This window comes from Streptomyces sp. NPDC019443, from assembly GCF_044389785.1.
Taxonomy (GTDB): domain Bacteria; phylum Actinomycetota; class Actinomycetes; order Streptomycetales; family Streptomycetaceae; genus Streptomyces.
Window position 1 is genome coordinate 118,545 of the sequence record NZ_JBIRYJ010000004.1, and the last position, 25,394, is coordinate 143,938.

20 protein-coding genes and 1 tRNA gene are annotated in these 25,394 nt (G+C 69.9%); 13 read left to right on the forward strand and 8 right to left on the reverse strand.

Features of this window, described 5'->3' with window-relative positions; all coding sequences use genetic code 11:
- Window positions 1–432 precede the first annotated feature (432 nt).
- From ACH492_RS14760 to ACH492_RS14790, 7 genes are all read left to right on the forward strand, one after another.
- Complete coding sequence (locus tag ACH492_RS14760; protein WP_398986423.1) at window positions 433–1,674, forward strand: cytochrome P450, cyclodipeptide synthase-associated; 1,242 nt, start codon at window positions 433–435, stop codon at window positions 1,672–1,674.
- A gap of 110 nt (window positions 1,675–1,784) precedes the next feature.
- Window positions 1,785–2,177, forward strand: a complete 393-nt coding sequence (locus ACH492_RS14765; protein ID WP_398986425.1) for a nuclear transport factor 2 family protein — start codon at window positions 1,785–1,787, stop codon at window positions 2,175–2,177.
- 322 nt (window positions 2,178–2,499) lie between these two features.
- Entirely contained in the window at window positions 2,500–4,539 is a 2,040-nt protein-coding gene (locus tag ACH492_RS14770; RefSeq protein WP_398986428.1) for an ATP-binding protein, read from the forward strand.
- Between the two features lie 318 nt (window positions 4,540–4,857).
- The gene (locus ACH492_RS14775) at window positions 4,858–6,360 is read left to right on the forward strand and encodes an MFS transporter (protein ID WP_398986430.1); all 1,503 of its coding nucleotides are present in this window, start codon (window positions 4,858–4,860) and stop codon (window positions 6,358–6,360) included.
- A 54-nt stretch (window positions 6,361–6,414) separates the two neighbouring features.
- Window positions 6,415–6,855, forward strand: a complete 441-nt coding sequence (locus ACH492_RS14780) for an SRPBCC family protein (RefSeq protein ID WP_398986432.1) — start codon at window positions 6,415–6,417, stop codon at window positions 6,853–6,855.
- A gap of 67 nt (window positions 6,856–6,922) precedes the next feature.
- On the forward strand, window positions 6,923–8,284 hold the full coding sequence (locus ACH492_RS14785; protein WP_398986434.1) for a carotenoid oxygenase family protein: 1,362 nt from the start codon (window positions 6,923–6,925) through the stop codon (window positions 8,282–8,284).
- Between the two features lie 210 nt (window positions 8,285–8,494).
- Window positions 8,495–9,124, forward strand: a complete 630-nt coding sequence (locus ACH492_RS14790; RefSeq protein WP_398986436.1) for an ABC transporter permease — start codon at window positions 8,495–8,497, stop codon at window positions 9,122–9,124.
- A 516-nt stretch (window positions 9,125–9,640) separates the two neighbouring features.
- Here ACH492_RS14790 and ACH492_RS14795 read toward each other — a convergent pair.
- Window positions 9,641–11,029, reverse strand: coding sequence for a cystathionine beta-synthase (locus ACH492_RS14795; protein ID WP_398986438.1), 1,389 nt, complete (start codon window positions 11,027–11,029; stop codon window positions 9,641–9,643).
- Window positions 11,030–11,192: 163 nt separating this feature from the next.
- On the opposite strand from ACH492_RS14795, the gene ACH492_RS14800 reads away from it, so the two are divergent.
- From ACH492_RS14800 to ACH492_RS14810, 3 genes are all read left to right on the forward strand, one after another.
- Entirely contained in the window at window positions 11,193–12,197 is a 1,005-nt protein-coding gene (locus ACH492_RS14800) for an SGNH/GDSL hydrolase family protein (RefSeq protein WP_398986440.1), read from the forward strand.
- 211 nt (window positions 12,198–12,408) lie between these two features.
- Window positions 12,409–13,629 (forward strand): acetyl-CoA C-acetyltransferase, encoded by a 1,221-nt coding sequence (locus ACH492_RS14805; protein WP_398986442.1) that lies wholly within the window; start codon window positions 12,409–12,411, stop codon window positions 13,627–13,629.
- 422 nt (window positions 13,630–14,051) lie between these two features.
- Window positions 14,052–14,867, forward strand: a complete 816-nt coding sequence (locus ACH492_RS14810; RefSeq protein ID WP_398987320.1) for a hypothetical protein — start codon at window positions 14,052–14,054, stop codon at window positions 14,865–14,867.
- Window positions 14,868–14,881: 14 nt separating this feature from the next.
- On the opposite strand, the gene ACH492_RS14815 is transcribed toward ACH492_RS14810, so the two are convergent.
- Window positions 14,882–15,208 carry a hypothetical protein gene (locus tag ACH492_RS14815; protein WP_398986444.1) on the reverse strand — a complete coding sequence of 109 codons (327 nt, stop codon included), beginning with the start codon at window positions 15,206–15,208 and terminating at the stop codon, window positions 14,882–14,884.
- A 99-nt stretch (window positions 15,209–15,307) separates the two neighbouring features.
- Here ACH492_RS14815 and ACH492_RS14820 point away from each other — a divergent pair, with 99 nt between their 5' ends.
- The gene (locus ACH492_RS14820) at window positions 15,308–15,538 is read left to right on the forward strand and encodes a DUF4287 domain-containing protein (RefSeq protein ID WP_307662990.1); all 231 of its coding nucleotides are present in this window, start codon (window positions 15,308–15,310) and stop codon (window positions 15,536–15,538) included.
- Between the two features lie 91 nt (window positions 15,539–15,629).
- On the opposite strand, the gene ACH492_RS14825 is transcribed toward ACH492_RS14820, so the two are convergent.
- Together ACH492_RS14825 and ACH492_RS14830 are read right to left on the reverse strand one after the other, a co-directional pair.
- Window positions 15,630–16,520, reverse strand: a complete 891-nt coding sequence (locus ACH492_RS14825) for a Bax inhibitor-1/YccA family protein (RefSeq protein WP_398986445.1) — start codon at window positions 16,518–16,520, stop codon at window positions 15,630–15,632.
- Between the two features lie 150 nt (window positions 16,521–16,670).
- Window positions 16,671–16,756, reverse strand: a tRNA-Leu gene (locus ACH492_RS14830).
- Window positions 16,757–17,156: 400 nt separating this feature from the next.
- Between ACH492_RS14830 and ACH492_RS14835 the strand changes: the two genes are divergently transcribed.
- The gene (locus ACH492_RS14835) at window positions 17,157–17,927 is read left to right on the forward strand and encodes an ABC transporter ATP-binding protein (RefSeq protein WP_398986446.1); all 771 of its coding nucleotides are present in this window, start codon (window positions 17,157–17,159) and stop codon (window positions 17,925–17,927) included.
- Between the two features lie 50 nt (window positions 17,928–17,977).
- Complete coding sequence (locus tag ACH492_RS14840) at window positions 17,978–20,530, forward strand: ABC transporter permease (RefSeq protein WP_398986448.1); 2,553 nt, start codon at window positions 17,978–17,980, stop codon at window positions 20,528–20,530.
- 62 nt (window positions 20,531–20,592) lie between these two features.
- On the opposite strand, the gene ACH492_RS14845 is transcribed toward ACH492_RS14840, so the two are convergent.
- The 4 genes from ACH492_RS14845 to ACH492_RS14860 form a co-directional block, all read right to left on the reverse strand.
- Window positions 20,593–21,882: a class I SAM-dependent methyltransferase gene (locus ACH492_RS14845; protein ID WP_398986450.1), complete on the reverse strand. Its 1,290-nt coding sequence runs from the start codon at window positions 21,880–21,882 to the stop codon at window positions 20,593–20,595.
- Between the two features lie 285 nt (window positions 21,883–22,167).
- Window positions 22,168–23,547, reverse strand: a complete 1,380-nt coding sequence (locus tag ACH492_RS14850) for an NAD(P)/FAD-dependent oxidoreductase (RefSeq protein ID WP_398986452.1) — start codon at window positions 23,545–23,547, stop codon at window positions 22,168–22,170.
- A gap of 382 nt (window positions 23,548–23,929) precedes the next feature.
- Complete coding sequence (locus tag ACH492_RS14855; protein ID WP_398986454.1) at window positions 23,930–24,844, reverse strand: exopolyphosphatase; 915 nt, start codon at window positions 24,842–24,844, stop codon at window positions 23,930–23,932.
- Entirely contained in the window at window positions 24,841–25,374 is a 534-nt protein-coding gene (locus tag ACH492_RS14860) for a DUF501 domain-containing protein (RefSeq protein WP_398986456.1), read from the reverse strand. The genes ACH492_RS14855 and ACH492_RS14860 overlap by 4 nt, the downstream gene beginning before the upstream one ends.
- Window positions 25,375–25,394: the final 20 nt, after the last annotated feature.

Consider the following 25,394-nt stretch of genomic DNA (forward strand, 5'->3'; position numbering starts at 1 on the left):
GGCTCCGTAGGATTGGTGTCGACGGCGCCCCCTGACGGGAGCCCTGTCCATCAGCCCGCCGTAGGGACCGGCGGGGACTTCCGGGCAACGGCGCCGGTGCTGAAAACGGGGGTGGGAGCCGTCATGGCGTCCGAGGGAGAAAGACCGAGCAGCGCGCGAGTGCGGCCCCCAACTGCCGGAACGATGAACTCGCGCGCCCCCCGCGGGGCGCCGAAGCCGTCGGCGAGGTCCGCCGCCGCTCGCCCGCCTCATCGAAGAGCGTCTCACCCAGCGGCCGACTCGGCTCCCGACACGGGCCTCGGCGTTCACCCGGACCAGCCGTTCCTTCCGCCAGACCCTCGCGGTCCAGGACGCCGACGCCCGCCCCCAGCTGAGAACTCGGCGAGCAGTTGCCGTCCCCTCCTTGCCTCTTCCCTTGAGAGATTTCCTGCCATGCCCAGACCCGAGTCCGGCTTCAGTGTCCTGTCCGACGACTTCGCCGCCGCCCCCTACCGGTACTTCGCCGGGCTGAGGGAACGTGCACCGGTGCACTACGAGTCGGCGATCGACAGCTACTTCCTCTCCCGCTACCAGGACGTGAAGCAGGTGCTGACCGACCATCAGGCGTTCAGCACCGAGACGCTGCAGGTACGCGCCGAGCCGGTGATGCGCGGACCGGTCCTCGCCCAAATGACCGGGGCCGAGCACACCGCCAAACGAAAGATCGTCGTCCGGGGCTTCACCGGGCAGGCCCTGCAAGACCAGATACGCGCCATCCACGCCAACGCCGCCGAGCTCATCGAACCCTTCCTTCCCCGGGGCAGGGTGGACCTCGTCAACGACTTCGGCAAGCCCCTCGCCGTCTACGTGACACTCGACGTCCTCGGCCTGGACAAGAAGGACTGGCAGCAGGTCGCCGCCTGGCACAGCGGGGTCGCCGAGTTCATCACCAGCATCGTCCTCACCCCGGAACGGCGCCGGCACTGCCTGGACTGCGCCGAGCAGTTGGAGGCCTACCTCGTCCCCCTCATCGAACAGCGGCGCCGCCACCCTGGCGAAGACCTGATATCGAAGCTGTGCACCGCCGAGTTCGACGGCATCGCCATGAGCAATCGCGACGTCACCGCGCTGATCATCAACGTCCTGGCTGCCGCCACCGAGCCCGCCGACAAGACCCTCGCCCTGCTCATCAAGCACCTGATCGACCACCCCGAGCAGATGGCCCAGGTCCGCCAGGACCCGACCCTGCTGTCCGCCGCGATCGCCGAGACCCTGCGCTACACCCCGCCGGTCCAGCTCATTCCCCGCCAGTCGGAGAAGGACGCCGTGTTCGCCGGCACCACCGTCCCGGCAGGTGCCACCGTCTTCTGCATGATCGGCGCGGCCAACCGTGACCCCGACGCCTTCACCGCCCCGGACACCTTCGACATCCACCGCCCGGACCTGGGCACCGCCCGCTCCTTCACCGCCGCCGCCCAGCACCTGGCCTTCGGCACCGGACTCCACCAGTGCGTCGGCGCGGCCTTCGCCCGCGCCGAGATCGAGACCGTCGCCGCGATGCTCCTCCCCCTGCTCGACCAGGTCCGCTACAGCCCCGACTTCCGCTACCGGGAGACCGGCCTGTACACCCGCGGCCCCGCCTCCCTGTCGCTGGACTTCACCCCCGTCCACGAAGGCGTCCCGGGCCACGCCTGATACCGGCCACCCCTCGTCCCGGCCTCGAGCAGACCGGCCGGCGATCAACCTTCCCCGACTCCGGGAGCCGGGGCCGCCCTGACCCTCCACCTCTCCGGGAAGAGACTTCAGTGACACCGACCGACATCACCCGAGCCATCAACGACCTGCTGTTCAACCCGGGCCTCGACCTCGCCGAAGCCCTCGACCGGCATTTCACCCCCGACTACCGTCAGCGCACCGACGGCGTGTGGAGCGACCGCGCCGCCTTCGCCCAGCACATGACACGCCTCCGCTCCCTGGTCCGCAGCGGCCACATCGAGGTCCATGACGAATTCCGCGACGGACTGCGTTACGCCGACCGTCACACCGTCACCCTCACCCAGCACAACGGCCGTACGTCCCGCACCGAGGTGTACCTCTTCGGCCAGTACGCCCCCGACGGGCGCTTCCAACGCGTCGAAGAAACCACCCTCCTGCTCACCGACCACCCCGACGACCGGAACCTGGGACTCATCAACTGACGCTACGGAACCTGCGACAAGAGTTCTGTACTTGCGGACCGACCCCCAGGCCCGTTCGAGCCGGCACCCTCCGCAACCGCCTTGCCGGCGTCAAGAATCGGCCATTGATGCGTGCAACGCTTTTGTTAGGATCGCTAAAGGAGTAGCGGCGTCATCGACGGCGACCCTCCGACGTACCGGACACGACACCTCGATGACAGGCGAGGGGGACCGGACCGGGACCGCCGCCATCCGTGCCTCGTCCCGGTGCCTGCCGCCGCGAGGCTCGATGGGTACGTCCGGGCATGACCGTCCGGTGCCGGATACGGGGAGGGGAGCCGTCATGGGGTCCGTGGGGGAGAGACTGAGCAGCGCGCGAGTGCGGGCCTTCGTCGGTCGGGAGGAGGAACTCGGTCGCTTCGAGGAGGCGTTGACCGGTGATCCACAGGCGCCCTTCGTGTTCTACGCGTTCGGGCCGGGTGGCATCGGTAAGTCGACTCTGGTGCGGCGTCTGGCGGACCAGGCCCGTTCGGCAGGTCGGTTGCCTGTCGAACTCGACGGCCGTTTCGTCAGCCGCGACCCGGCCGACTTCGAGCGCGCGGCCGCCCCTTTTCTGGACGTTCCCGGCACGGTCCTGTTCGTCGACTCCTTCGAGCACTGCCAGTGGCTCGAGAGCTGGCTGTGGCAGCACTTCCTCCCTCGCGCCGCGGACGGCGCCCTTGCTGTTCTGGCCGGCCGCCTCGCGCCGCAGGCGCAGTGGAGCGCCGACCCCGCGTGGGCCGGGGTCCTGCACGTCACCGAACTGAAGCCGTTCGTCGATGAACAATCCCGGAGTCTGCTGGCCGCGGCGCGGCTCCGGCCCGAGTTGCGGGACCGGGTGCTCCGCTTCGCCGGAGGCAACCCGCTGGCCCTGTCCCTTGCGGCCGCCGCGGGAGCAGGTTCGGCGGGCTGGAGCAAGGAGGAGATCTGGGCTCCCTCGGCCGACGTCCTGCGCACTCTGTTGGCAGGTCTGATCGGAGAGGTGCCCACGGCGGCCCACCGCCGAGCCCTGGAGGTGGCGGCACAGGCACACTCGACGTCCGAAGAACTGCTGTCCTGGGTACTGCCCGAGGAAGACGCCCACCTGCTCTTCTCCTGGCTGAGGGACCTGCCCTTCATGGAGTCCACGCACCGAGGGCTCCACCCGCACGACGCCGCACGCGAGACGCTGGCCGCCGATCTGCGCTGGCGAGCACCCCATGCCTTCGTGACGATGCGTCAGCGATTGGCGGAGGAGTACCTGCGCCTACTGCGCGAGGCACCCGAGGAGCGTGTGTGGACCGTCACCGACGAACTCTTCTACCTCTTCAAGGAGGTGGAAACCCTGGCGCGCCTGCGCACATGGTCCCGCGAGGACGAGGTGCACGACCGCCCCCTGCAGCCAGGTGACATCGATGTCGTGCTCCGCATGGCCGAGCAGACCGAAGGTCCCGCCTCCGCGAACCTCGTCCGCTACTGGGCGCAGCGCCAACCGCAGGCATTCAGCGTCTACCGTCTCGTGAGCACAGGCCGGATCGTGGCGTTCACGGCTCGACTCGTCCTGCCGGCCCCACCCGACCCCCAGGACCTGGCCACCGATCCCGTCGTCGCGGCAGCCTGGGAGCACACCGACGCCACCGCGCCCGTGAGCCCCGGCGAGCACATCGGCATAAGCCGCTTCTCGATCTACCCCGAGCGGTACCAGGTCCCCTCGCGCGTCATCGACCTGAGCAGTTCCCGGGCCCAGGCGGAAGCCGCCCGTGCTCGCGGACGCGCATACGGCTTCGCCGTCTACCAGGACGCCGACGCCTGGGCCGTGCGCGTGAAGGGCACCCTCGCGGACACCGGTGCGCGACCGCGAGTCGGTGAGCACACCTACGGACTGTTCAGCGTCGACTGGCGCCAGGTGCCCGTCGAGGCCTGGCTCCACCGCTTCATATCAGCCACCGACGTGCCCGCCCAGTCCGGACCCTCGGGCATCTCACGCACCGTGTTCGACCAGGCCGTACGCGAAGCCCTGGCGCACTGGCGCGATGCGGGCGCCTTCACCGCCTGTGCCCTGATGCGCGCCCGTCTCGCGGCCGACTTCGACGACCCCGTCAAAGAGATGCGCGCCCTGCTGCGCCAAGCCGTCGACGATCTCGCCCGCGACCCGCGTGGAGTGCGAGCCCGCGAAGCCCTGACCGCGGGGTACTTCTCCGGTGCACCCACCCAGGAAGCCGCCGCCCGCCGCCTCGGCCTGCCCTACGGCACCTACCGTCGCCACCTCCGCCAGGGCCTGGACCTGCTCTGCGAAGCCCTGTGGCAGTGGGAACTGCACGGCCCCGACGAGAACCACGGGCGCACGGTGTCGACGTACACGTGAAAGCCGGCTCCGGCGACATTTCCATGGCGGGGACCGTCCCGATGCGGCGGTCGCCCTGTCCGCGTACCGGTGACGTCGGTGGGAGATCCGGGCGACGTAGCGGGGGAGAAGGGGGGAGACCTGCCCGTCCTGTCGTGTGGAGCTCGTTCGTGATGCCGCCCGTGGATCCGTAGCCGTGGGGGGCTCAGCACCACTCACGCCGTGTGCCGGCGTACGTCCGTGGCAGGGCTCCTCGTGGACAGGTGCGGACAGGACTGGACAGTCAACGCCCCTGCTGAGCATGGAAAGTGGACACCGCCCGACACGAGGCTGTGCGCCATGAACCTTGGACGCACGAAGGACCAGGCACCCCCCACTCGCCGGCCGGGGGCCGTGCTCGCGGCGCTCGCCGCAGCGCAGTTCACCGTCATGCTCGCCACCTCGATCGTGAACGTGGCGCTGCCGCAGATCCGTGCCGGGGTTGGCCTGTCGGCCGACGGCACCACCTGGGTGATCAACGCCTACGGCCTGGCGTTCGGGGCGCTGCTCCTGGCCGGGGGCCGGGCAGCCGACCTCCTAGGCCGCCGCCGGGTGCTGATCGCCGGCCTCGGGCTGTTCGCGGGGGCCTCGCTGGCAGCAGGACTGGCCACCTCCGCGGGCGTCCTGATCACCGCCCGCGCCGTTCAGGGACTCGGCGCCGCCGCGATCGCCCCAGCCGCACTCGCCCTGGCCATGAGCCTGTTCCCGTCCGGCCCCGGACGCGGCAGAGCCTTGGGCGTGTGGGGCGCAGTATCCGGCGCGGGAGGAGCGGGAGGCGTCCTTCTGGGCGGCCTGCTCACCGAGGCGTGGGGCTGGCCCTGGATCTTCCACTCCGTCGCGCTCGGGGCGGTGCTGGTCCTCATCGCCGTGGCGGCCCTCGTGCCACAGGCTGCTGTTCGGGAGTCCGCGCGATTCGACCTCCTGGGCACCGCCACCGTCACACTCGCCCTGACCTGCCTGGTCTGGGCCCTGACCACCGCACGCGGCACCGGCTGGACGGACGTACAAGTGCTCGGCGCCCTCGCCGGTGCCGGCACGCTGCTCGCCGCCTTCGCCGTGATCGAGATCCGCCGGCCGAACGCGCTGATACCCCCGCGACTGATCACCACCGGCCGCGTCGCCGCAGGAAACCTGCTGATGGCCCTTCTGGGGTCCGTGTGGATCGCCCTGTTCTTCTTCCTGCCGCTCTACCAGCAGCAGGTCCTCGGAATGGACCCCTTGGCCACCGGAGCGGGCCAACTCCCGCTCGCCGTAGCCAATATGTTCGGCGCCGCCGTCGCACCTCGCATCTCCCGGCGTATCGGCGGCACCGCAACGGTGACCGCGGCCTTGCTCACCGAGGCCGCCGGACTGCTGTGGCTGTCACGGCTCAGCGCCGACGGGAGCTACCTCGCCGATGTCCTCGGTCCGAGCATCCTTGTCGGACTCGGTCTGAGCATCGCCTTCGTCCAGCTCACCGCACTCGCCATGGACGGAGTCCCGCCACAGGACGCGGGTCTGGCCGGCGGGCTGGTGAACACCACCCGCCAGGTCGGCGGCGCGATCGGTCTCGCCGCCCTGGCCACCCTCGCCGGCTCCGTCACTGCCCAGGCATCCACCCACCAGCCCCATGTGGAGGCGCTCAGCGCCGGTTACCGAGCCGCCTTCACGGTCTCCTGCGCCGTTCTGGCCGTCGCCGCACTCCTCGCCCTGCCGCTCACCCGCCGCAGCCGCACCACCCACGGCGTCCTCCCGCCCACCGTGGCCGCTTCCACGACGCCGCGCCAACAGGACCAGGCGGCCCACTGCGCACCCACCGCCTGATCCAGCCCCGGCAGCCGAACCAACCCAATCCACCACCACCGATGAGGCCATCACATGCACACCATTGACTCCACCGCCCCCGTCGTCGTCAGCCTGACGACGACCGTCGACGCCCCGCTCGCCACCGTCTGGTCGCTGCACACCGACATCGACAACTGGCCGGTCTGGAACGCCAACATCGACCAGGCCAGGCTCAGCGGACCGGCAGCGGTCGGCACCGACTTCACCTGGCGCACCCACGGGCTGAACATCACCTCCACCATCCACGAACTCCTCCCCGAACAGCGGATCGTGTGGGGCGGGACCGTCGAGGGCATCGTCGGCATCCACGTATGGACCTTCGAGCAGTCCGGCGACCACGTCGTCGTCCACACCGAAGAGTCCTGGAGCGGAGAGGCCGTCGACGCCGCGGCCGACGAACTCGCCACGGCTCTGAAGACCTCCCTGGAGAGCTGGCTCGACTGCCTCAAGGCCCGCGCCGAGCAGACGACCTGAGACCCCACACCACAACACACGCCACACACCACGCACGACAACGACGACGAAATCCGAGGACCCGACCATGAGCAGCAAGCCCTATCTGACCGGCCACTACACCCCCGTCGCCGACGAGATCACCGCCACCGGCCTCACCGTCGAGGGCACCCTGCCCCCCGAACTGACCGGCCGCCTGATCCGCAACAGCCACAACCCCAAGCCCGGCGTCACCCCCACCCACTGGTTCAAGGGCAGCGGCATGGTCCACGGGATCCGGCTCCGCGAGGGCCGCGCCGAGTGGTACCGCAACCGCTGGGTGCACACCCCCGCCCTGGACGGCGCCCCCTACATGACCGAGCGCGGCCCGGACCTGACCGTGAGCACCGCGGGGACCCACGTCATCGAGCACGCCGGACGACTGCTCGCACTGTGCGAGGCGAACTTCCCCTTCGAGCTCACCCCGGACCTGGAGACGGTCGGCGCCCATGACTTCAACGGCCGGCTGCGCACGGCCATGACCGCGCACCCCAAGGAGGACCCGGTGACGGGGGAGCTCCACTTCTTCGGCTCCTCGCCGTTCCCGCCCTACCTCGTGTACTACGTCTCCGACGCCAAGGGCGAGATCGTCCACAGCGCCGAGATCCCGGGCGCGACCGCCTCACTCAAGCACGACTTCGCCATCACCCGCCGCCACGTCGTCTTCATCGAAGGCAACGTCACCTTCGACCCCGCCGAGCACTCCGGCATCCCCTACGGCTGGAGCGACCAGCAGCCCTCCCGCATCGGCGTCATGCCCCGCAAAGGCGATGGTGCCCGGCACGTCCGCTGGTTCTCCATCGAACCCGGCAACATGCTGCACGTCGCCAACGCCTACGAGGACGGCCAGGGCCGCATCGTCCTGGAAGGCCCCACCGTGGACCGCGAGGGATTCCAGCTCTCCTGGAACTGGTGGGTCGGCGCGCCCGAGCGGGGAACCGAGCCCAACACCCGCTCCTACACCCGCCGCTGGGTGATCGACACCGCGGCCGGCATCGTCGACGAGCAGATCATCGACGACCTCGCCGTGGAGTTTCCGACCCTCAATGAGGACTACCTGGGCGCCGAGCACCGCTACCAGTACGCGGTGTCCTTCCCCGACCAGGAAGGTTTCGGCGGCTACGGCGTCGTCAAGTACGACCGCACCACCGGCGCCCGCCGCATCCACCAGGTCGGTGACGCCCGGCTGCCCAGCGAAGCGGTGTTCGTCCCCGCGGCCGGCGCCACCAACGAAGACGACGGTTACCTGCTCACCGTCATCTCCGACCTCAAGCAGGACGCCTCGCAGCTGCTGGTCCTGGACGCCGCCGGCCTCGACCGGATCGCCACCGTCCACCTGCCCCGCCGGGTGACCGCCGGAATCCACGGCTCCTGGATCCCCGACAGCGCCCTGGACAACGGCGAGGACTGAACCCAAGCCGTTCCGCGGCACAGCCGGGGACGACCGCCGGTGGGCGGCTCCGGGCCGACCTCCCAGAGCCGCCCACCACCCCCTTCGGGGCGGTGACTGCCAGTCAGGTCACCGCCCCCGCGCGGCCCGGCGGCTGCACACCGGCCCGAGCCGCCCGTGCTGTTCCCGAACCCCTCACTCACATCCGTAAGCCACCCTGGAGGATTCCCCATGTCCATCGCAGCCCCCGACTCTCCCGTCGCTGCCATTGCCAGTGCCACCCCGAGTCGTCTCGTGAACGAGGTCGACAACCGCGCGGCCTACGTCAGCTTCGGACTCGCCAACCTGCTCGGACACGGCGCCGCCGCAGTCTCCCAGGGCAACAGCCCCTTGCTCGGCCTGCCCGGCTGGCTGCCCACCACACTCCTCGGAATCGGGCTGGCAACCGGCATCACCCAGGCCACCGTCGCCGCCCTGCGAGCCCAACGCGGGGCTACCGGGCCGGACGTCCTTTCCGGCAAACTGCTCGGCGCCTCCTGGATCGCCGCCTTCACCGCCCTGTTCCTCGCCATCACCGGCCTGACGTCCGCCCTCGACATGCCAGAACTGCAGCCCATCCTCTGGCCCGCCGGCTCTGGCCTCATCGTCGGCCTGCTCTACCTCGCCGAAGGCGCCGCACGCCGCAACCTGCTGCACTACAGCCTCGGCGTCTGGCTGGCTCTGGCCTCCACCACGGCGCTCTTCCTCGGCACCCCCGGCCTCTACTGGGTCCTCGCCATTGCAGTCGGCGGCGCCTACGCCCTCGCCGCGGCCCTCGAACGCCGCCGCCTCGTACAGCACGCAGGGCATCCCCAGCACTGACGGCCCCCACTTGTCCGCGCGACATCCAGGCGGCCAAGTCAACCGTCTGCCAGGCGGCCGACTGCATCCGCTCCTGGCGCGCCTGACCGGCTCCGAATTCCGCGCCGGCCCGCCCGATGTGCAGGCACCCCGACGTCGAGCCACAAAAAAGTAAGACGCGGGGACCGCCGCACCCCCGGTGAACCGGGGGGCGGGACGACGGCGGTCCCCGCGTGGGACACGGTCCGGGTCAGGGCCGGTCTCCGCGTCCAGGGCGTCTTGGGAGGTCCGGGAGCCGCTCCGGAGGTCCTAGACGCCGCATTGGGTGCCGGCCGGGATCCCTGCCCGGGCCCCCTGCCGACATCCACCAATGTGCCGGACGCGTGTTAAGCGGGTGCTGCGCGTACGTGTCGCGCTCGTACCGTTTTCGCGACCAGTGCCCTCCGCGGGGGCCGGGGTCACCCCCGGAAGGCGCAGCGGGGGTCGCACCCGACAGCGCCCCGGTCGCGCACCGAGCGAACTCCCGTCCCCCGGCTGCTACTTGCCGCCGCCCGCGAGGAACGCCAGCAGGTCCTGACGGCTCACCACACCCGTCGGCTTGCCCTCCACCAGCACGATCGCCGCGTCCGCCGCGCCGAGCACCGACATCAGGTCGCCGACCGGCTCGCCCGAGCCCACCTGCGGGAGCGGCGCGCTCATGTGCTTCTCCAGCGGGTCGCCCAGCGAGGCGCGCTGCGCGAACAGCGCGTCCAGCAGCTCCCGTTCGACGACCGAGCCGATGACCTCGGCGGCCATCACGTCCGGGTGACCGGCGCCCGGCTTCACGATCGGCATCTGGGAGACGCCGTACTCCCGCAGCACCTCGATCGCCTCGCCGACCGTCTCCTCCGGGTGCATGTGCACCAGGCTCGGGATCTTGCCGCCTTCCTTGTGCCGCAGCACATCCGCGACGCTCGCGGACGGGCCCGAGTCCTCCAGGAAGCCGTAGTCCGCCATCCACTCGTCGTTGAAGATCTTGGAGAGATAGCCGCGGCCGCTGTCCGGCAGCAGCACGACCACCACGTCGTCCGGGCCGAGCCCTTCGGCCACGCGCAGCGCCGCGACCACCGCCATGCCGCAGGAGCCGCCGACGAGCAGCCCCTCCTCCTTGGCGAGCCGGCGCGTCATCTGGAAGGAGTCCTTGTCGGACACGGCGACGATCTCGTCGGTCACGGTCCGGTCGTACGCGGACGGCCAGAAGTCTTCACCGACACCCTCGACGAGGTAGGGCCGGCCGGAGCCGCCGGAGTACACGGAGCCCTCCGGGTCGGCGCCGATGACCTTGACCTTGCCGTCGCTGACGTCCTTGAGGTAGCGCCCGGTGCCGGAGATCGTGCCGCCGGTGCCGACGCCCGCGACGAAGTGGGTGATCCGCCCGTCCGTCTGCTCCCACAGCTCGGGGCCGGTGGTCTCGTAGTGCGAGCGCGGGTTGTTCGGGTTGGAGTACTGGTCGGGCTTCCAGGCACCGGGCGTCTCCCGCACCAGCCGGTCGGAGACGTTGTAGTACGAGTCGGGGTGCTCGGGGTCGACGGCCGTGGGGCAGACGACGACCTCGGCGCCGTACGCACGCAGCACATTGATCTTGTCCGTGGACACCTTGTCCGGGCAGACGAAGATGCACTTGTAGCCCTTCTGCTGGGCCACGATGGCAAGGCCGACACCGGTGTTCCCGCTGGTCGGCTCCACGATCGTGCCGCCGGGCTGCAGCGCTCCGCTCTCCTCGGCCGCTTCGATCATGCGCAGGGCGATCCGGTCCTTGACCGACCCGCCAGGGTTGAAGTACTCGACCTTGGCCAGGACGGTCGCCTGGATGCCTGCGGTGACGCTGTTCAGCTTCAGCAGCGGGGTGTTGCCGACGAGACTGATCATCGAGTGATGGATGCGCACAATGTTCTCCGGGATCTCCGTAGTGATGCGGCCAGCGTAAGCGGAGCAGCGCGTGATTGGGCGACGGTAGCCACGGGGCAGTTAGCTGATGACGACGTAGAGCTGCGACGCAGAGCTACGAGACGGCTACGAGGAGGTGGCTCGGACTGTGTCGAGGGCGAGGGTGGCACGACGCATCGCCGCGGGTGCGGCCTACGGCGGCGGCAGCATCGGGCTGCTCGGAGCGGCGGCCGTGGGGCTGGTACTGGCGGAGGTCCAGCTGGCGAAACGCTCGGTGGGCGGGGGCACGGCCCCCCTCCCGCCGCGCGGTGACGGCCTGTACGGACTGGCCTTCGGGCACAGCGATCCGCTCCTCCTCGGCGTGCTCGGGGACTCCACGGCGGCGGGGCAGGGCGTACGCAGGGCGGGCCAGACGCCGGGGGCGCTGCTCGCGTCCGGACTCGCGGCCGTGGCCGAGAGGCCGGTCGAGGTGTGCAATGTGGCCCTGCCGGGCGCGCAGTCGACCGATCTGGAGCGCCAGGTCACGGTGCTGCTCGCGGACCGGTCCCGGACCCCGGACGTCTGCGTGATCATGATTGGCGCGAATGACGTGACGCACCGGATGCCGCCCACGCACTCCGTCCGGCTGCTCTCCTCCGCGGTGCGCAGGCTGCGTACGGCGGGCGCGGAGGTGGTGGTGGGCACCTGCCCTGATCTGGGCACTATCGAGCCGGTGTACCAGCCGCTGCGCTATCTGGCCCGCCGGGTCTCGCGCCAGCTGGCGGCGGCGCAGACGATCGTGGTGGTGGAGCAGGGCGGCCGTACGGTGTCGCTGGGCGACCTGCTGGGCCCGGAGTTCGCGGCGAACCCGCGGGAGATGTTCGGCGCGGACAACTACCACCCGTCGGCGGAGGGCTACGCGACGGCGGCAATGGCGATGCTGCCGACTCTGTGCGCGGTGCTGGGCCTGTGGCCGGAGACCGACCACCTGGACGCGGACCGCGACGAGGACATGCTCCCGGTGGCGCGGGCGGCGGCCACGGCGGCGGCGGAGGCGGGCACGGAGGTCACGGGCGCGAGGGCCCCGTGGGCGCTCCTGAAGCACCGTCGCCGGCGTCGCCTCCCGGAGCCGCCCCCGACGACCGAACCGGCACAGGCACCGTCGCCGTCGGAAGTACGGCGGGCGTAGCACGGGCGGCGCGAACGGCGCGGGCGCGTCCCGGTCGGCGCGGCGGGTAGCTGCCGCCGTCGCCCGCGCAGCGCGGGCGCATACTGGAGGAGCTGAGCGATCGCTTAGAAAAGAGGTCCGCATCACACGACCCGGCCCGTGACCCCAGCGATACGGACGGGTAACTTCCCAGACAACCCTGCCCCACCGCCTCGCCCCTCATGGAGCTGTGATGCCCGAAGCCGTGATTGTCTCCGCTGCCCGCTCCCCCATCGGCCGGGCCTTCAAGGGCTCCCTCAAGGAGCTGCGCGCCGACGACCTGACCGCCACGATCATCCAGGCCGCGCTCGCCAAGGTCCCTGAGCTCGACCCCAGGGACATCGACGACCTGATGCTCGGCTGCGGTCTGCCCGGCGGCGAGCAGGGGCACAACCTCGGCCGCATCGTGGCCGTGCAGATGGGGATGGACCACCTCCCGGGCTGCACCATCACCCGATACTGCTCCTCCTCCCTCCAGACCTCCCGTATGGCGCTGCACGCCATCAAGGCCGGCGAGGGCGACGTCTTCATATCCGCCGGCGTCGAGACCGTCTCGCGCAGCACCAAGGGCAACTCCGACACCCTGCCCGACACCCACAATCCGCTCTTCGCCGAGGCCGAGGCACGCACCGCCGCCCGCGCCGAGCAGGAGGGTGCCGACTGGCACGACCCGCGCGAGGACGGCCTGATCCCGGACGCGTACATCTCGATGGGCCAGACCGCCGAGAACCTGGCCCGCCTCAAGGGCGTGACCCGCCAGGACATGGACGAGTTCGGCGTACGGTCCCAGAACCTCGCCGAGGAGGCCATCAAGAACGGCTTCTGGGAGCGCGAGATCACCCCGGTCACCACCCCCGACGGCACGGTCGTCTCCAAGGACGACGGCCCGCGCGCGGGCGTCACCCTCGAGGGCGTCCAGGGCCTCAAGCCGGTGTTCCGCCCCGACGGCCTGGTCACCGCCGGCAACTGCTGCCCGCTGAACGACGGCGCCGCGGCTCTCGTGATCATGTCCGACACCAAGGCGCGCGAGCTGGGCCTGACCCCGCTGGCCCGCATCGTCTCCACCGGCGTCTCCGGCCTCTCCCCCGAGATCATGGGCTACGGACCCGTCGAGGCGTCCAAGCAGGCGCTGTCCCGCGCCGGGCTGACCATCGGCGATATCGACCTGGTCGAGATCAACGAGGCCTTCGCCGCGCAGGTCATCCCGTCCTACCGCGACCTGGGCGTCGACCTGGACAAGCTGAACGTCAACGGCGGCGCCATCGCCGTCGGCCACCCCTTCGGCATGACGGGCGCCAGGATCACCGGCACGCTGATCAACAGCCTCCAGTTCCACGACAAGCAGTTCGCCCTGGAGACGATGTGCGTGGGCGGTGGCCAGGGCATGGCCATGGTCATCGAGCGGCTGAGCTGAGCGGCAGCGGAGGGTACGGGTCGCCTGAGGTACGAAGGCGGCACGTGCCCGAAGCGGAGGCGAAGCGGAACGCGACCAAGAGACCGAGCGGCTGAGCTGAGCGGCAGCGGAGGGTACGGGTCGCCTGAGGTACGAAGGCGGCACGTGCCCGAAGCGGAACGCGACCAAGAGAGCGAGCGCCTCAGCTAGGGGCTTTCGGGCCCGCGCAGAACTCGAGTCGTGACCGAATCTCCCCCAGGATGTGACCTACCTCCTGGGGGAGAGCCCTTTTCCCAGGTCAGCACTACATTCACGCTAAACACAGGACACAAAGTCCTGTCCAATTCGTGACGTAATGCACTGACAGGGGGCGCGCGCTGACCGCAAGCTGATGTAGGAAGTCGGGGGGATCGAGTGAAACCGGGAGTAAGTCAGTGAGCGCAATGTCTCTTGCCCTGCTGCTGACCACGGCCGCAGCCACGGCCGTGGGTGCCGCTGCCCTGCACGCCGCCCACGGGCTCCGTAAGCAGGTCACGGCCCTGCGCACCGAACTGGTCACCGCGCACGGCACCAGCCGCATCGCCTCCGTACCGCAGGCCCGCACCGCCCCGGCTGCCGAGATACGCGCCGCCGTCGCCGAGGCGCTAGCCGAGGAGCGGGAGCGCGAACTGGCCGAGGCGCGCGCCTTCTGGGCCGCGCAGGAGTCCCGCGACGCGGCGGACGCTCCCTCCCTGCTGGGCGGCCTGGCCGCCCCGGGCGACGAGCTGCCCTTCTACGTCCCGCGCCAGTCCGACTTCGCCGGCCTTGAGGCGATGGACTTCGAGGCGGCCGAGGCGCTCGACGAGCTGGCGGACCTGCCCGAGGTGACGGAGTTCGCCGAGGACTCCCCCGAGCTGGCCGCGGCCCGCCGCCGCCATCCCTCGCACCCGGACTTCGTCCCGGTCCAGACCCCGGTGGTCACCGACCACGAGCGCACCGTGGCCCGCCTCGAGAAGCTCGCCGAGACGCGCACGGCCCTCACCGACGTACGGCCGGGACCGCTCGGCACGCTCGATGTGTACGTCTTCGCAGACGGCACCACGCTCTGCTTGACCCCCGGCCACCGCGAGACCGCCGAGCAGCTCGCCGAGGCGCTGCGGGCCGGCGACACCCCGATGCTGCTGGGCGGCTCCGGCGTCGCGGGCGCTTATGCCCTGACTTTCGCGTGCGGCGAGGAGAGCGTCTATATCCTCGCGGACCGCGTCATCGCGTCGCTGTAGACCCGCTTACGGGCTTACAGCCCCGCCCGCCGGGCGGCCGCTTCAACGAGACCCACGGCCTCGTCCACCTCCCTCAGGGACCGGGACGGGGCCGTTCGCAGCGCTTCGGCCAAATCGTTCCCGGCGACGTTAAGTTGATCCGCAACTGCGAACAGGCCCGCCTCCGGCATGATCCGCGGCGCCTCCCCGGGCGCCTCGATCCGCTGGGCCCGCACCGCCAACTCCCTGGCCAGCGCCAGCCCTTCGGCCGCCGCACCCCGGCTCAGCCGGCTCTGCGGGGCGGCCCGCAGACGGTCGGCGAAGCGGTCTACGGCGGCCGTCAGATCAGTCGTATCAAGCACTCTGCGACCCTACGCGCCACCCCGGCACTGTTGCCAATACGCGAACCCTCAGGCACGGTGGCGTTAAGGACCACACGCGCAAAGCGTCCGGAGGCGCCGATGTCCCAAGTCTTCTCCGAAGAGACCCATCGCAACCTGCTCTCCCGAATCCCCCACTGCACCGGTCGTGAGATCTCCGACTGGCTCCGCACCGTCGATGAAGGCCCCTCCCTCTTCCGCTTCGAGGAGAAGGTCAGCTGGCTCCGGAGCGAGCACAACCTCGCGTACGGACATGCCAAAGCGATCATCCATGAGTACGACCTGAGGCGCGCCGCGCGCAAACTGCTCTAGGTCCCGAGACGCCGAAGGGCCCGCGGGAACCCCCACGGGCCCTTCGTCACGGCCTGGACGGCCGGTCCCGGACAGAGCCGGTCCCGGACGGTCAGTCGTTGCCGTTGAGGATCGACAGCAGTCGCAGCATCTCCAGGTAGATCCACACCAGGGTCAGGGTGAGGCCGAAGGCCGCCAGCCAGGACTCCTCGCGCGGAGCGCCGTACGCGACCCCGTCCTCGACCTGCTTGAAGTCGAGGGCCAGGAAGCACGCACCGAGGATGACGCCGATGACACCGAAGAGGATGCCGAGGCCGCCACTGCGGAAGCCGAGGCCGTCACCGCCGCCGATGACGGCGAACAGCAGGTTGACCACCATGAGCAGGATGAAGCCCATGGCCGCGGCCATCACAAAGCCGTAGAAGCGGCGGTTGACCCGGATGAGCCGGGTCTTGTACGCGATGAGCACACCGGCGAAGACACACATGGTGCCGAGCACCGCCTGCATCACTGTGCCCGGGCTGATGTAGGTGCTGACCGCGCTGGAGATCACTCCGAGGAAGACACCCTCGAAGGCGGCGTAGGCCAGGATCAGCGCCGGCACCGGCTTGCGCTTGAAGGCCTGAATGAGCGAAAGGACCATGGCCACCAGGGCCGCGCCGATCGCGATGCCGTACGACTTGCCGATGTTGGCCTCGTCGACGGGCAGCAGGACCCAGGAGAGTACGGCGGTGAGGACGACCGTGCCGAGCGTCATGGCGGTGCGCGCCACGACGTCGTCGATGGTCATCACATTAGGACGGGCGGGGGCCTGCGGGCCCGCGCCGAACTGCGTGTCCGCGGGTGCGTACGGGTTGGTCGCGTACGGGGTTGCCGCGCCCTGGGCGTAGGGGTTGTTTCCTACGGCGGGGCCCCCGGCCTGCGGCTGCTGCGCGTTGAACCCCGCGTAGCCATTGTCGCGGCTGAACCCCCGTCGCGAGAAGACCGGGTTACTGCTCCTCATCTCACTCCTCCATGGCCACCCTGCGCGGCCTTGGAGTCAAGAGTAATGCGGGAGCAAAAGAAGCACCCTAGTGCTCGGGGAGGATCTTTCCGCGATCGTGACCCGAACGGCGTCCGCCGGGGCGGGCACCGCCAGGCGCAGAGGGCGGTGTGGTGCCCGGAACCGGACTTGAACCGGTACGCCCCCGAGGGGCAGCGAGGTTTAAGCTCGCCGTGTCTGCATTCCACCATCCGGGCGTGGCGCGCGGGTCCGCGTTGGCACTTGAGCCTATCCGGGTAGATCCCCCCGCCCGCGGCACCAGTGGCCCGATGTTGTCTTATTTTATTGACTTCTGAGGGTGCGTCAGTGCAGGTAAGGGGGCATTCGTACCCGCCCCGCCCGGCCCGTGGCCGCCACCGTCCGCGCGCGGGAATGACGGAAAGTCGCCGCCCCTCCTCCGCCGCCTCCGCCACCGCCCCCTCCCTCGCCGGCCCTCGCCGGATCTCAGGGACGCCGTCATACCAAAGGAGGACGATCCGGCGCTGCGGTCCGACTGAAGAGGGCCCCCGGAACGGGCACCGGGGCTGACGACTCGCCGCCGGACGGCGGACAGGATGGTCTCGTCCCCGCAGATCACCTCGACAGGAGAGCCCACTCGTGACCACCACCCCCCTCGCTCACCGCGCCACCGCAGTGGCCGCCCGCGCCACGGATCTGTCCAAGGTGTACGGACAGGGCGAGACCCAGGTGGTCGCGCTCGACCGGGTCACCGTGGACTTCCGGCAGGCGGAGTTCACCGCGATCATGGGCCCCTCGGGCTCCGGCAAGTCCACGCTGATGCACTGCGTGGCCGGCCTGGACAGCTTCAGCTCCGGGTCCGTACGGATCGGTGAGACCGAGCTCGGCTCCCTCAAGGACAAGCAGCTGACCCAGCTGCGCCGGGACAAGATCGGCTTCATCTTCCAGGCGTTCAACCTGCTGCCGACGCTGACCGGCCTGGAAAACATCACTCTCCCGATGGACATCGCGGGACGTAAGCCCAACAAGCAGTGGCTGCAGCAGGTCATCGAAATGGTGGGCCTGCAGGACCGGCTCAGCCACCGCCCCACTCAGCTCTCCGGCGGCCAGCAGCAGCGCGTCGCCGTCGCCCGCGCCCTCGCCTCGCAGCCGGAGATCATCTTCGGTGACGAGCCGACCGGAAACCTGGACTCGCGCTCGGGCGCGGAGGTGCTGGGCTTCCTGCGCAATTCCGTTCGTGAACTCGGTCAGACCGTCGTCATGGTCACCCACGACCCGGTGGCCGCCTCCTACGCCGACCGGGTGATTTTCCTGGCGGACGGCCGGATCGTCGACGAGATGCTGCACCCCAGCGCCGACGGGGTCCTCGACCGGATGAAGGAGTTCGACGCCAAGGGCCGGACCAGCTGAACGACCGCTGTTCCCCACCCTCCGGCTCTCACCCCAGGACTGACACAGACATGTTCCGAACCGCCCTGCGCAATGTGCTCGCGCACAAGGCCAGGCTGCTGATGACCGTGCTCGCCGTGATGCTCGGCGTGGCCTTCGTCTCCGGCACCCTGGTCTTCACCGACACCCTCGGCAACGCTTACCGCAAGCAGTCGGCCAAGAGCTACGACAACGTCGCCGTCGCCGTCACCACCTTCGGCGACCAGACCGACGGCCAGAAGAACGCCAACATCGACACCAAGACCCTGGAGAAGATCCGCGGTCTGGACGGGGTCGCCGAGGCCACCGGACGGGTCTCCGGTTTCGCCGGGGTCGCCGACCAGGACGGCAAGCTGATCGGCAACGGCTGGTCCAACACGGGCGCCAACTTCGCCCCCGGCAAGGACGGCAAGGACGCCGCGTACGCCTTCACCGACGGCTCGGGCCCGGTGAAGAACAGTCAGATCGCCCTCGACGAGGACTCCGCGGCCAAGGGCAAGTACCGGGTCGGGGACACCGTGCGGGTGGCGACCAACGGCCCGGCGAAGGACTACACCCTCTCCGGTGTCTTCACCACCGAGGACGGCGCCGTCAACGCGGGCGGCAGCCTCGTCCTCTTCGACACTCCGGTCGCCCAGAAGCTCTATCTGAAGCCCGGCTACTTCAAGGACGTCACCATCGCCGCCGCGGCCGGCGCCTCCGACCAGAAGATCCTGGACGAGGTCAAGCCGCTGCTGCCCAAGGACGCCGAGGCGCAGACCGGCAGGCAGCTCGCCGACGACCAGGCCCGGGAGATCGAGCAAGGCCTGTCCAACCTCAACACGATGCTGCTCGCCTTCGCGGCCATCGCCCTCTTCGTCGGCATCTTCCTGATCGCCAACACCTTCACCATGCTGGTCGCCCAGCGCACCAGGGAACTGGCGCTGATGCGCGCCGTCGGCGCCTCCCGACGGCAGGTCAAGCGCTCGGTGATGCTCGAGGCGCTGGTGGTCGGCGCGCTCGCCGCCGTGATCGGCTTCGTCCTCGGTATCGGGCTGGCGACCGGACTGCGGTCCGCGATGGACTCCTTCGGTGCGAAGGTGCCCGCCGGTCCACTGGTCGTCTCGCCCACCGCGATCGCCTCCGCACTCGCCGTCGGTGTACTGGTCACCGTGCTCGCCGCATGGCTGCCCGCCCGCCGGGCCGCGAAGATCCCGCCGGTTGCGGCGATGGGCAGCGCCCATCTGCCCGCGACCACCAAGTCCCTGGTCGTACGCAACACCCTCGGCAGTGTCATCACGCTGGCCGGTGCGGGGGCGATCCTCGCCGGTGCGGCGATGGGCAAGGAAGCGGGCCGGATGGTGATCGGCGTCGGCGCGTTCCTGACGCTGATCGGCATCATCGTGCTGATCCCGCTGCTGTCCCGCCCGGTCATCGCGCTGGCACGGCCGCTGCTGCACCGGGTGTTCGGGGTGTCCGGCAAGCTGGCCGGGCAGAACGCGGTCCGCAATCCGCGCCGTACCGGAGCCACCGCCTCGGCGCTGGCGATCGGCCTCACCCTGGTCACCGGCCTCACGGTCATCGGCGTCACCCTGGGCCAGGCCATCGACAAGATGACCACGGACAACATCCGCGCCGACTACATGGTCACGATGGCGGGCGGCGGCCGCGGACTCGACAAGTCGGCGCTGACCGCGTTGGAGAAGGCGAAGGGTGTCAGTGCGGTCTCCCCGAACCAGTACACCTCGCTGGAGATCAAGGGCGAGTACCACAACGCCTCTGCGGTCACGCCCGGGGACGTGGAGCAGGTCTTCCACATGAAGACGGTCTCGGGCTCCATGGCAACGCTCGGCAAGGGCGAGATCGCGGTCGCCGAGAAGACCGCCAAGTCGAACGGCTGGAAGGCCGGCGACAAGCTGCCGGTGAAGTTCGGCGTCGACAGCGACGGCGGCAAGGCGGAGACCAAGACCCTGACGGTCGGCGCGCTCTACGAGGACAACGACTTCCTCGAGCCCGTCATGGTGGCGACGTCCCTGGTCGCTCCCTACGAGTCGAAGCCCTACATCCCCGAGGTCTGGGTGAAGATGGACAGCGGGGCGAGCGAGGCGAACGAGCAGGCGCTGGTGGACGCGCTGGGTGACAACCCGGCGATGAGCATCATGGACCGGCAGGACATCCGGAACATGTTCGGCGGCATGATCAACACCATGCTGAACATCATGTACGGACTGCTGGCGATGGCCCTGATCATCGCGGTGCTCGGTGTCATCAACACCCTCGCGATGTCCGTGTTCGAACGTCAGCAGGAGATCGGCATGCTGCGGGCGATCGGCCTGGACCGCCGGAAGGTCAAGCGCATGATCCGCCTGGAGGCGGTGGTGATCTCGCTCTTCGGCGCGGTGATCGGTGTTGCGCTCGGCTCCTTCCTGGCCTGGGCGATCGGCGAGACGATCAAGTCGGAGATCCCCGGGTACGCGCTGGTCGTGCCGTGGGACCGGATCGGGATCTTCCTGCTCCTCGCCGGAGTGGTCGGGGTACTGGCCGCCCTGTGGCCGGCCCGCAGTGCAGCGAGGCTGAACATGCTGACGGCGATCAAGACGGAGTAGCAGTACGGGATGCGAGGGGCCCCGCGACCGGGAGTCGGTCGCGGGGCCCTTTGCGTACGCGCTCAGTGCCAGTCGCGGGCCCGCAGCGGCAGCCCGGACTCCCCACTCTCGGGGGTCTTCACGGCCAGGATCTGGTTGACGCCGATCCTGTTCCGCTCGAAGGAGACCGCGGACGCGGCCATGTAGAGCCGCCAGACGCGGGCCCGGCCCGGCGAGCTGTGCCGCACGGCCTGGCGCCAGTTCGCCTCCAGGTTGGCGACCCAGCGACGCAGGGTGAGGGCGTAGTGCTCGCGGATCGACTCGACGTCGCGGACTTCGAAACCGGCTTCCTCCAGGGTGGCGAGGGTACGGCCGAGGGGAGCGAGTTCGCCGTCGGGGAAGACGTATCGGTCGATGAACTCATCGACGTGGTAGGCGGATTCGTCTCTTTCGGGGCGGCGGGCGATCTGGTGGTTGAGCAGCCGGCCGCCGGGCTTGAGGAGCGAGAAGAGCTGGTCGGCGTACTCGTGGTAGCGGACCTGGCCGACGTGTTCGGCCATGCCGATGGAGGAGATGGCGTCGTACGGGGCGTCCCTGACGTCCCGGTAGTCCTGAACGCGGATCTCGATCCGGTCGGTGAGGCCCTCTTCGGCGATGCGCTTGCGGGCGAAGGCGGCCTGCTCGCGGGAGAGGGTGACGCCGGTGACCTGGACGCCGTACTCGCGGGCGGCGTGGACCGCCATGGAGCCCCAGCCGCAGCCGACGTCGAGGAGCCGGTCGCCCTGTTTGAGGGCGAGCTTGCGGCAGATGAGGTCGAGCTTGTCGCGCTGGGCGTCTTCGAGAGTGCCGCCGTCCTGCCAGTAGGCGCAGGAGTAGACCATGGAAGGGCCGAGGACGAGCGCGTAGAAGTTGTTGCCGACGTCGTAGTGGTGGCTGATGGCCCTCTTGTCACGGCGCTTGGTGTGCAACGGCCCGGCGCGCCGCCGGACTTCCTCGGGGGGCGGTGGCGGCGGGGGCAGTGCCCCGCCGATCTTCAGCAGACCGCGGGCTGCGGCGCGCAGCCTGGGGTCGAGGAGCGGGTTGCCGCTGTCCTCGCCCCCGTCGCCGCGCTCCCAGAGGAGCCCGGCGAGCAGATCGAGGGCGTGGTACAGATCCCCGTCGACATCGATCTCGCCGGCCACCCAGGCCCGGGCGAGCCCGAGTTCACCAGGCCGCCAGAGCAGCCGGCGCAGGGCACGGCGGTGCCGGATGACGAGTACGGGAGCGCCTGGAGGTCCGGATTCACTACCGTCCCAGGCCCGGATACGGACCGGGAGCGGGGTTCCCAGCAACTCCTCGGCAAGAGTGGTCAGCCGCAGCGCGGCGTCGCCCATGGCGCACACCTCCGTGACGATGGATCCCAGAAATGCTCCTGCACCAGGCTGCGGTGGCAGCACGGTGCACTCCTGAGAACAATCCGACCACTGTGCGTGCTTCCCGGCGGCGCGCAATGCCCAGGCAAAATACATGCTCGCCACATGTACTTGGCGGAACGGCCACGCGTTCGGGGATGGAGACGGGCTCATGGGCGAGCCCGGACACAGCAAACGAGCCCGGACAGAGCGAAGGGGCCGCCCGCACCACGGATGGCGGGCGGCCCCTTCGCGGGCTTGCCTGAGCTAGGAGGCCTTCGCCTTCTCCGGAGCCGGCGCCACCGCCGCCGGAGCCGGCTTGGCCGCCTCGTAGAACTCCTCGCGCGGCGTCTCGATCGCGCCCAGCGAGACCACCTCGCGCTTGAGGAACATCGCCAGCGTCCAGTCCGCGAAGACCCGGATCTTACGGTTCCACGTCGGCATCGCCAGCCCGTGGTAGCCACGGTGCATGTACCACGCCAGACGGCCCTTGAGCTTGATCTTCATCTTGCCCATGACGATCATCGCGACGCCCTTGTGCAGGCCGAGACCGGCCACCGCACCCTTGTTGGCGTGGCTGTACTCCTTCTGCGGGAAGCCCCGCATGCCGGAGATGACGTTGTCGCCGAGGACCCGCGCCTGACGCAGCGCGTGCTGGGCGTTCGGCGGGCACCAGGCGTTCTCGACGCCGGCCTTGCGGGCCGCCATGTCCGGGACCTGCGCGTTGTCGCCCGCGGCCCAGATGTAGTCGGTGCCCTTGACCTGGAGCTTGTCGGTGCAGTCCACATGGCCGCGCGGGCCGAGCGGCAGACCGTAACGCGCCAGCGCCGGGTTCGGCTTCACGCCGGCCGTCCACACGATGGTGTTGGAGTCGACCTCGAGGCCGTTCTTCAGCACCACGTGGCCGTCCACGCAGGAGTCCATCGAGGTCGACAGGTAGATCTCGATGCCGCGGCCCTCGAGGTGCTCCTTGCCGTACTTGCCCAGCTTCGGGCCCACCTCGGGAAGGATCTTGTCGGCCGCGTCGACCAGGATGAAGCGCATGTCCTCGCGCTTGACGCTGGTGTAGTACTTGGCCGCGTCGCGCGCCAGGTCCTCCACCTCGCCGATGGTCTCCGCGCCGGCGAAGCCGCCGCCCACGAAGACGAAGGTCAGCGCCTTGCGGCGGACGTCCTCATCGGTCGTCGAGTCGGCCTTGTCGAGCTGCTCGAGTACGTGGTTGCGCAGGCCGATGGCCTCTTCGATGCCCTTCATACCGATGCCCTGCTCGGCGAGGCCGGGGATCGGGAAGGTGCGGGAGACCGCGCCGAGCGCGACGACCAGGTAGTCGAAGGGCAGCTCGTACGCCTCGCCGACCAGCGGCGAGATCGTGGCGACCTTGCGGTCCTGATCGATGGTGGTGACCCGGCCGGTGAGCACCTCAGCCTTGGGCAGCACGCGTCGCAGCGGGACGACGACATGCCGAGGCGAGATGCTGCCGGCGGCAGCTTCGGGGAGGAAGGGCTGGTACGTCATGTACGAGCGCGGGTCGACGACCGTGACGGTCGCCTCGCCGTAGCGCATCTTCTTCAGAATGCGACGAGCTGCGTACAGGCCTACGTACCCACCGCCTACAACGAGGATCCTGGGACGCTCCGTGGTGCTCATGCCATCGAGTATCCACCCCTCCCAGGGGGGGTGCTCGTGAGCCCCTTCACAAGGTGTGGACCCACCTCTGCTACACTGCGCGGCCCACGTGACCGAGGTCATGGCGCGGCGGGGGAACCACGGTATAAGGGGAGACGTTGTTCACCCCTCGTGAGCTGGACCCTAAGGGACCTGTCATAGGTGAACCAGCGGCCCGGTACACGCCCCCGTAACGCGCCCCGCACTCCCCCGAATGCCCCCCGCGGGGCGGGACGGACGGGCCGGAGGGGCCTTTCGGCCCCCCACAGGACCCGTCAGGGGCCTTTTCCTTGTGAAGAACTTCACGAAGTTCGTTCAGAGGCCCATTCAGGGGCCGATTCAGAGGCTGATTCAGAGGCCGGTTCTAAGCGATCGACCAGGCGATCCCGTCAAGGATGTCGTGCTCGCTCACGACCACCTCCGGCACCCCGATCCGCTCCATGATCGCGGTCAGTACGAGCGCCCCGGCCCCGATGACGTCGGCCCGCCCCGGGTGCATCGCCGGGTGCGCGGCGCGCTGCTCGTGGTCGGCCTTCAGCAGCGCTTCGCTGATCGCCCTGACCCGGGCGTAGGGGATCCGTGCGTGGTGGATCCTCGTCGGGTCGTACTCGTCGAGACCGAGCGCGATCGCCGCCACCGTCGTCACCGACCCGGCCAGGCCGACCAGCGTCTGCGCCTCACGGATCGGGACGGTCTCCTCGGCGAGGTCGAGCGCGGCCTCGATGTCGGCGCGGATCGCGGCGACCTCTTCGGGCGTCGCCGGATCGTGGCGGATGTGCCGCTCGGTCAGCCGTACGCAGCCGATGTCCACGGACCGCGCGGCCTCGACCTCCCCATGGCCGACGACGAACTCGGTCGAGCCGCCGCCGATGTCCACCACCAGTCGCTCCTCGTGGCCCGGCAACTCCCTAGTGGCGCCGGTGAAGGAGAACTCCGCCTCCTCGTCCCCGGTGATCACCTCGGGTTCGACGCCCAGGATGTCGAGCACTCCGCGGACGAAGTCGTCCCGGTTGGACGCGTCGCGCGAGGCGGAGGTGGCCACGAAGCGGATCTTCTCCGCGCCGTGCTTCTTGATCACGGCGGCGTACTCGCGGCAGGCCGCGAAGGTCCGCTCCAGCGCCTCGGGTGCGAGCCGCCCGGTCCGGTCCACGCCCTGACCGAGCCGGACAATCGTCATCCGCCGGTCGAGGTCGACCAGCTCGCCGGTGGCCGGGTCCGCGTCGGCGACGAGCAGCCGGATGGAGTTCGTACCGCAGTCGATGGCGGCGACCCGGGTCACTTCTCGTCCCCTTCTTCGAACGGCGTGACGCACGGGCCCTTGCGCCACCACTCGGGCAGCATCGCGATCGCCTCGTCGCCCAGCGGATTGACGCCGGGTCCCGCCGCGAGCGAGTGGCCGACCAGGACGTGCAGGCACTTCACCCGGTCCGGCATGCCGCCCGCGCTCGGGAAGCCCTCCAGCACCTCGATGGCGTCGCGGCGTGCGATGTAGTCCTCGTGGGCGGCGCGGTACTTGCCAGCCAGCTCCGGGTCCGTCGCGAGGCGCTCGTTCATCTCCTTCATCACGCCGTTGGCCTCCAGCGTGCCGATCGCCGAGGCGGCCCGCGGGCAGGTCAGGTAGTACAGCGTCGGGAAGGGGGTGCCGTCGGGGAGCCGCGGCGCGGTCTCGACGACGTCGGGCTGACCGCACGGGCAGCGGTGCGCGATGGCGCGCAGTCCGCGCGGCGGACGGCCGAGCTGCTTCTTGAACGCGGCGATGTCCGCGTCGGTGGGCTCGGTCGGGGCGGTGGTGGGAGGGGGCGTTTCCATGCCTGCCTTGGTTCTAGCGG

Bases quoted from the DNA above. Each gene is read 5' to 3' on its own strand.
- ACH492_RS14790 (WP_398986436.1), top strand. From the start codon at position 8,495: ATGTCCATCGCAGCCCCCGACTCTCCCGTCGCTGCCATTGCCAGTGCC.
- ACH492_RS14785 (WP_398986434.1), top strand. From the start codon at position 6,923: ATGAGCAGCAAGCCCTATCTGACCGGCCACTACACCCCCGTCGCCGAC.
- ACH492_RS14850 (WP_398986452.1), bottom strand. From the start codon at position 23,547: ATGAGCACCACGGAGCGTCCCAGGATCCTCGTTGTAGGCGGTGGGTAC.
- ACH492_RS14845 (WP_398986450.1), bottom strand. From the start codon at position 21,882: ATGGGCGACGCCGCGCTGCGGCTGACCACTCTTGCCGAGGAGTTGCTG.
- ACH492_RS14840 (WP_398986448.1), top strand. From the start codon at position 17,978: ATGTTCCGAACCGCCCTGCGCAATGTGCTCGCGCACAAGGCCAGGCTG.
- ACH492_RS14860 (WP_398986456.1), bottom strand. From the start codon at position 25,374: ATGGAAACGCCCCCTCCCACCACCGCCCCGACCGAGCCCACCGACGCG.
- ACH492_RS14770 (WP_398986428.1), top strand. From the start codon at position 2,500: ATGGGGTCCGTGGGGGAGAGACTGAGCAGCGCGCGAGTGCGGGCCTTC.
- ACH492_RS14805 (WP_398986442.1), top strand. From the start codon at position 12,409: ATGCCCGAAGCCGTGATTGTCTCCGCTGCCCGCTCCCCCATCGGCCGG.
- ACH492_RS14810 (WP_398987320.1), top strand. From the start codon at position 14,052: ATGTCTCTTGCCCTGCTGCTGACCACGGCCGCAGCCACGGCCGTGGGT.
- ACH492_RS14825 (WP_398986445.1), bottom strand. From the start codon at position 16,520: ATGAGGAGCAGTAACCCGGTCTTCTCGCGACGGGGGTTCAGCCGCGAC.
- ACH492_RS14760 (WP_398986423.1), top strand. From the start codon at position 433: ATGCCCAGACCCGAGTCCGGCTTCAGTGTCCTGTCCGACGACTTCGCC.
- ACH492_RS14820 (WP_307662990.1), top strand. From the start codon at position 15,308: ATGTCCCAAGTCTTCTCCGAAGAGACCCATCGCAACCTGCTCTCCCGA.
- ACH492_RS14780 (WP_398986432.1), top strand. From the start codon at position 6,415: ATGCACACCATTGACTCCACCGCCCCCGTCGTCGTCAGCCTGACGACG.
- ACH492_RS14775 (WP_398986430.1), top strand. From the start codon at position 4,858: ATGAACCTTGGACGCACGAAGGACCAGGCACCCCCCACTCGCCGGCCG.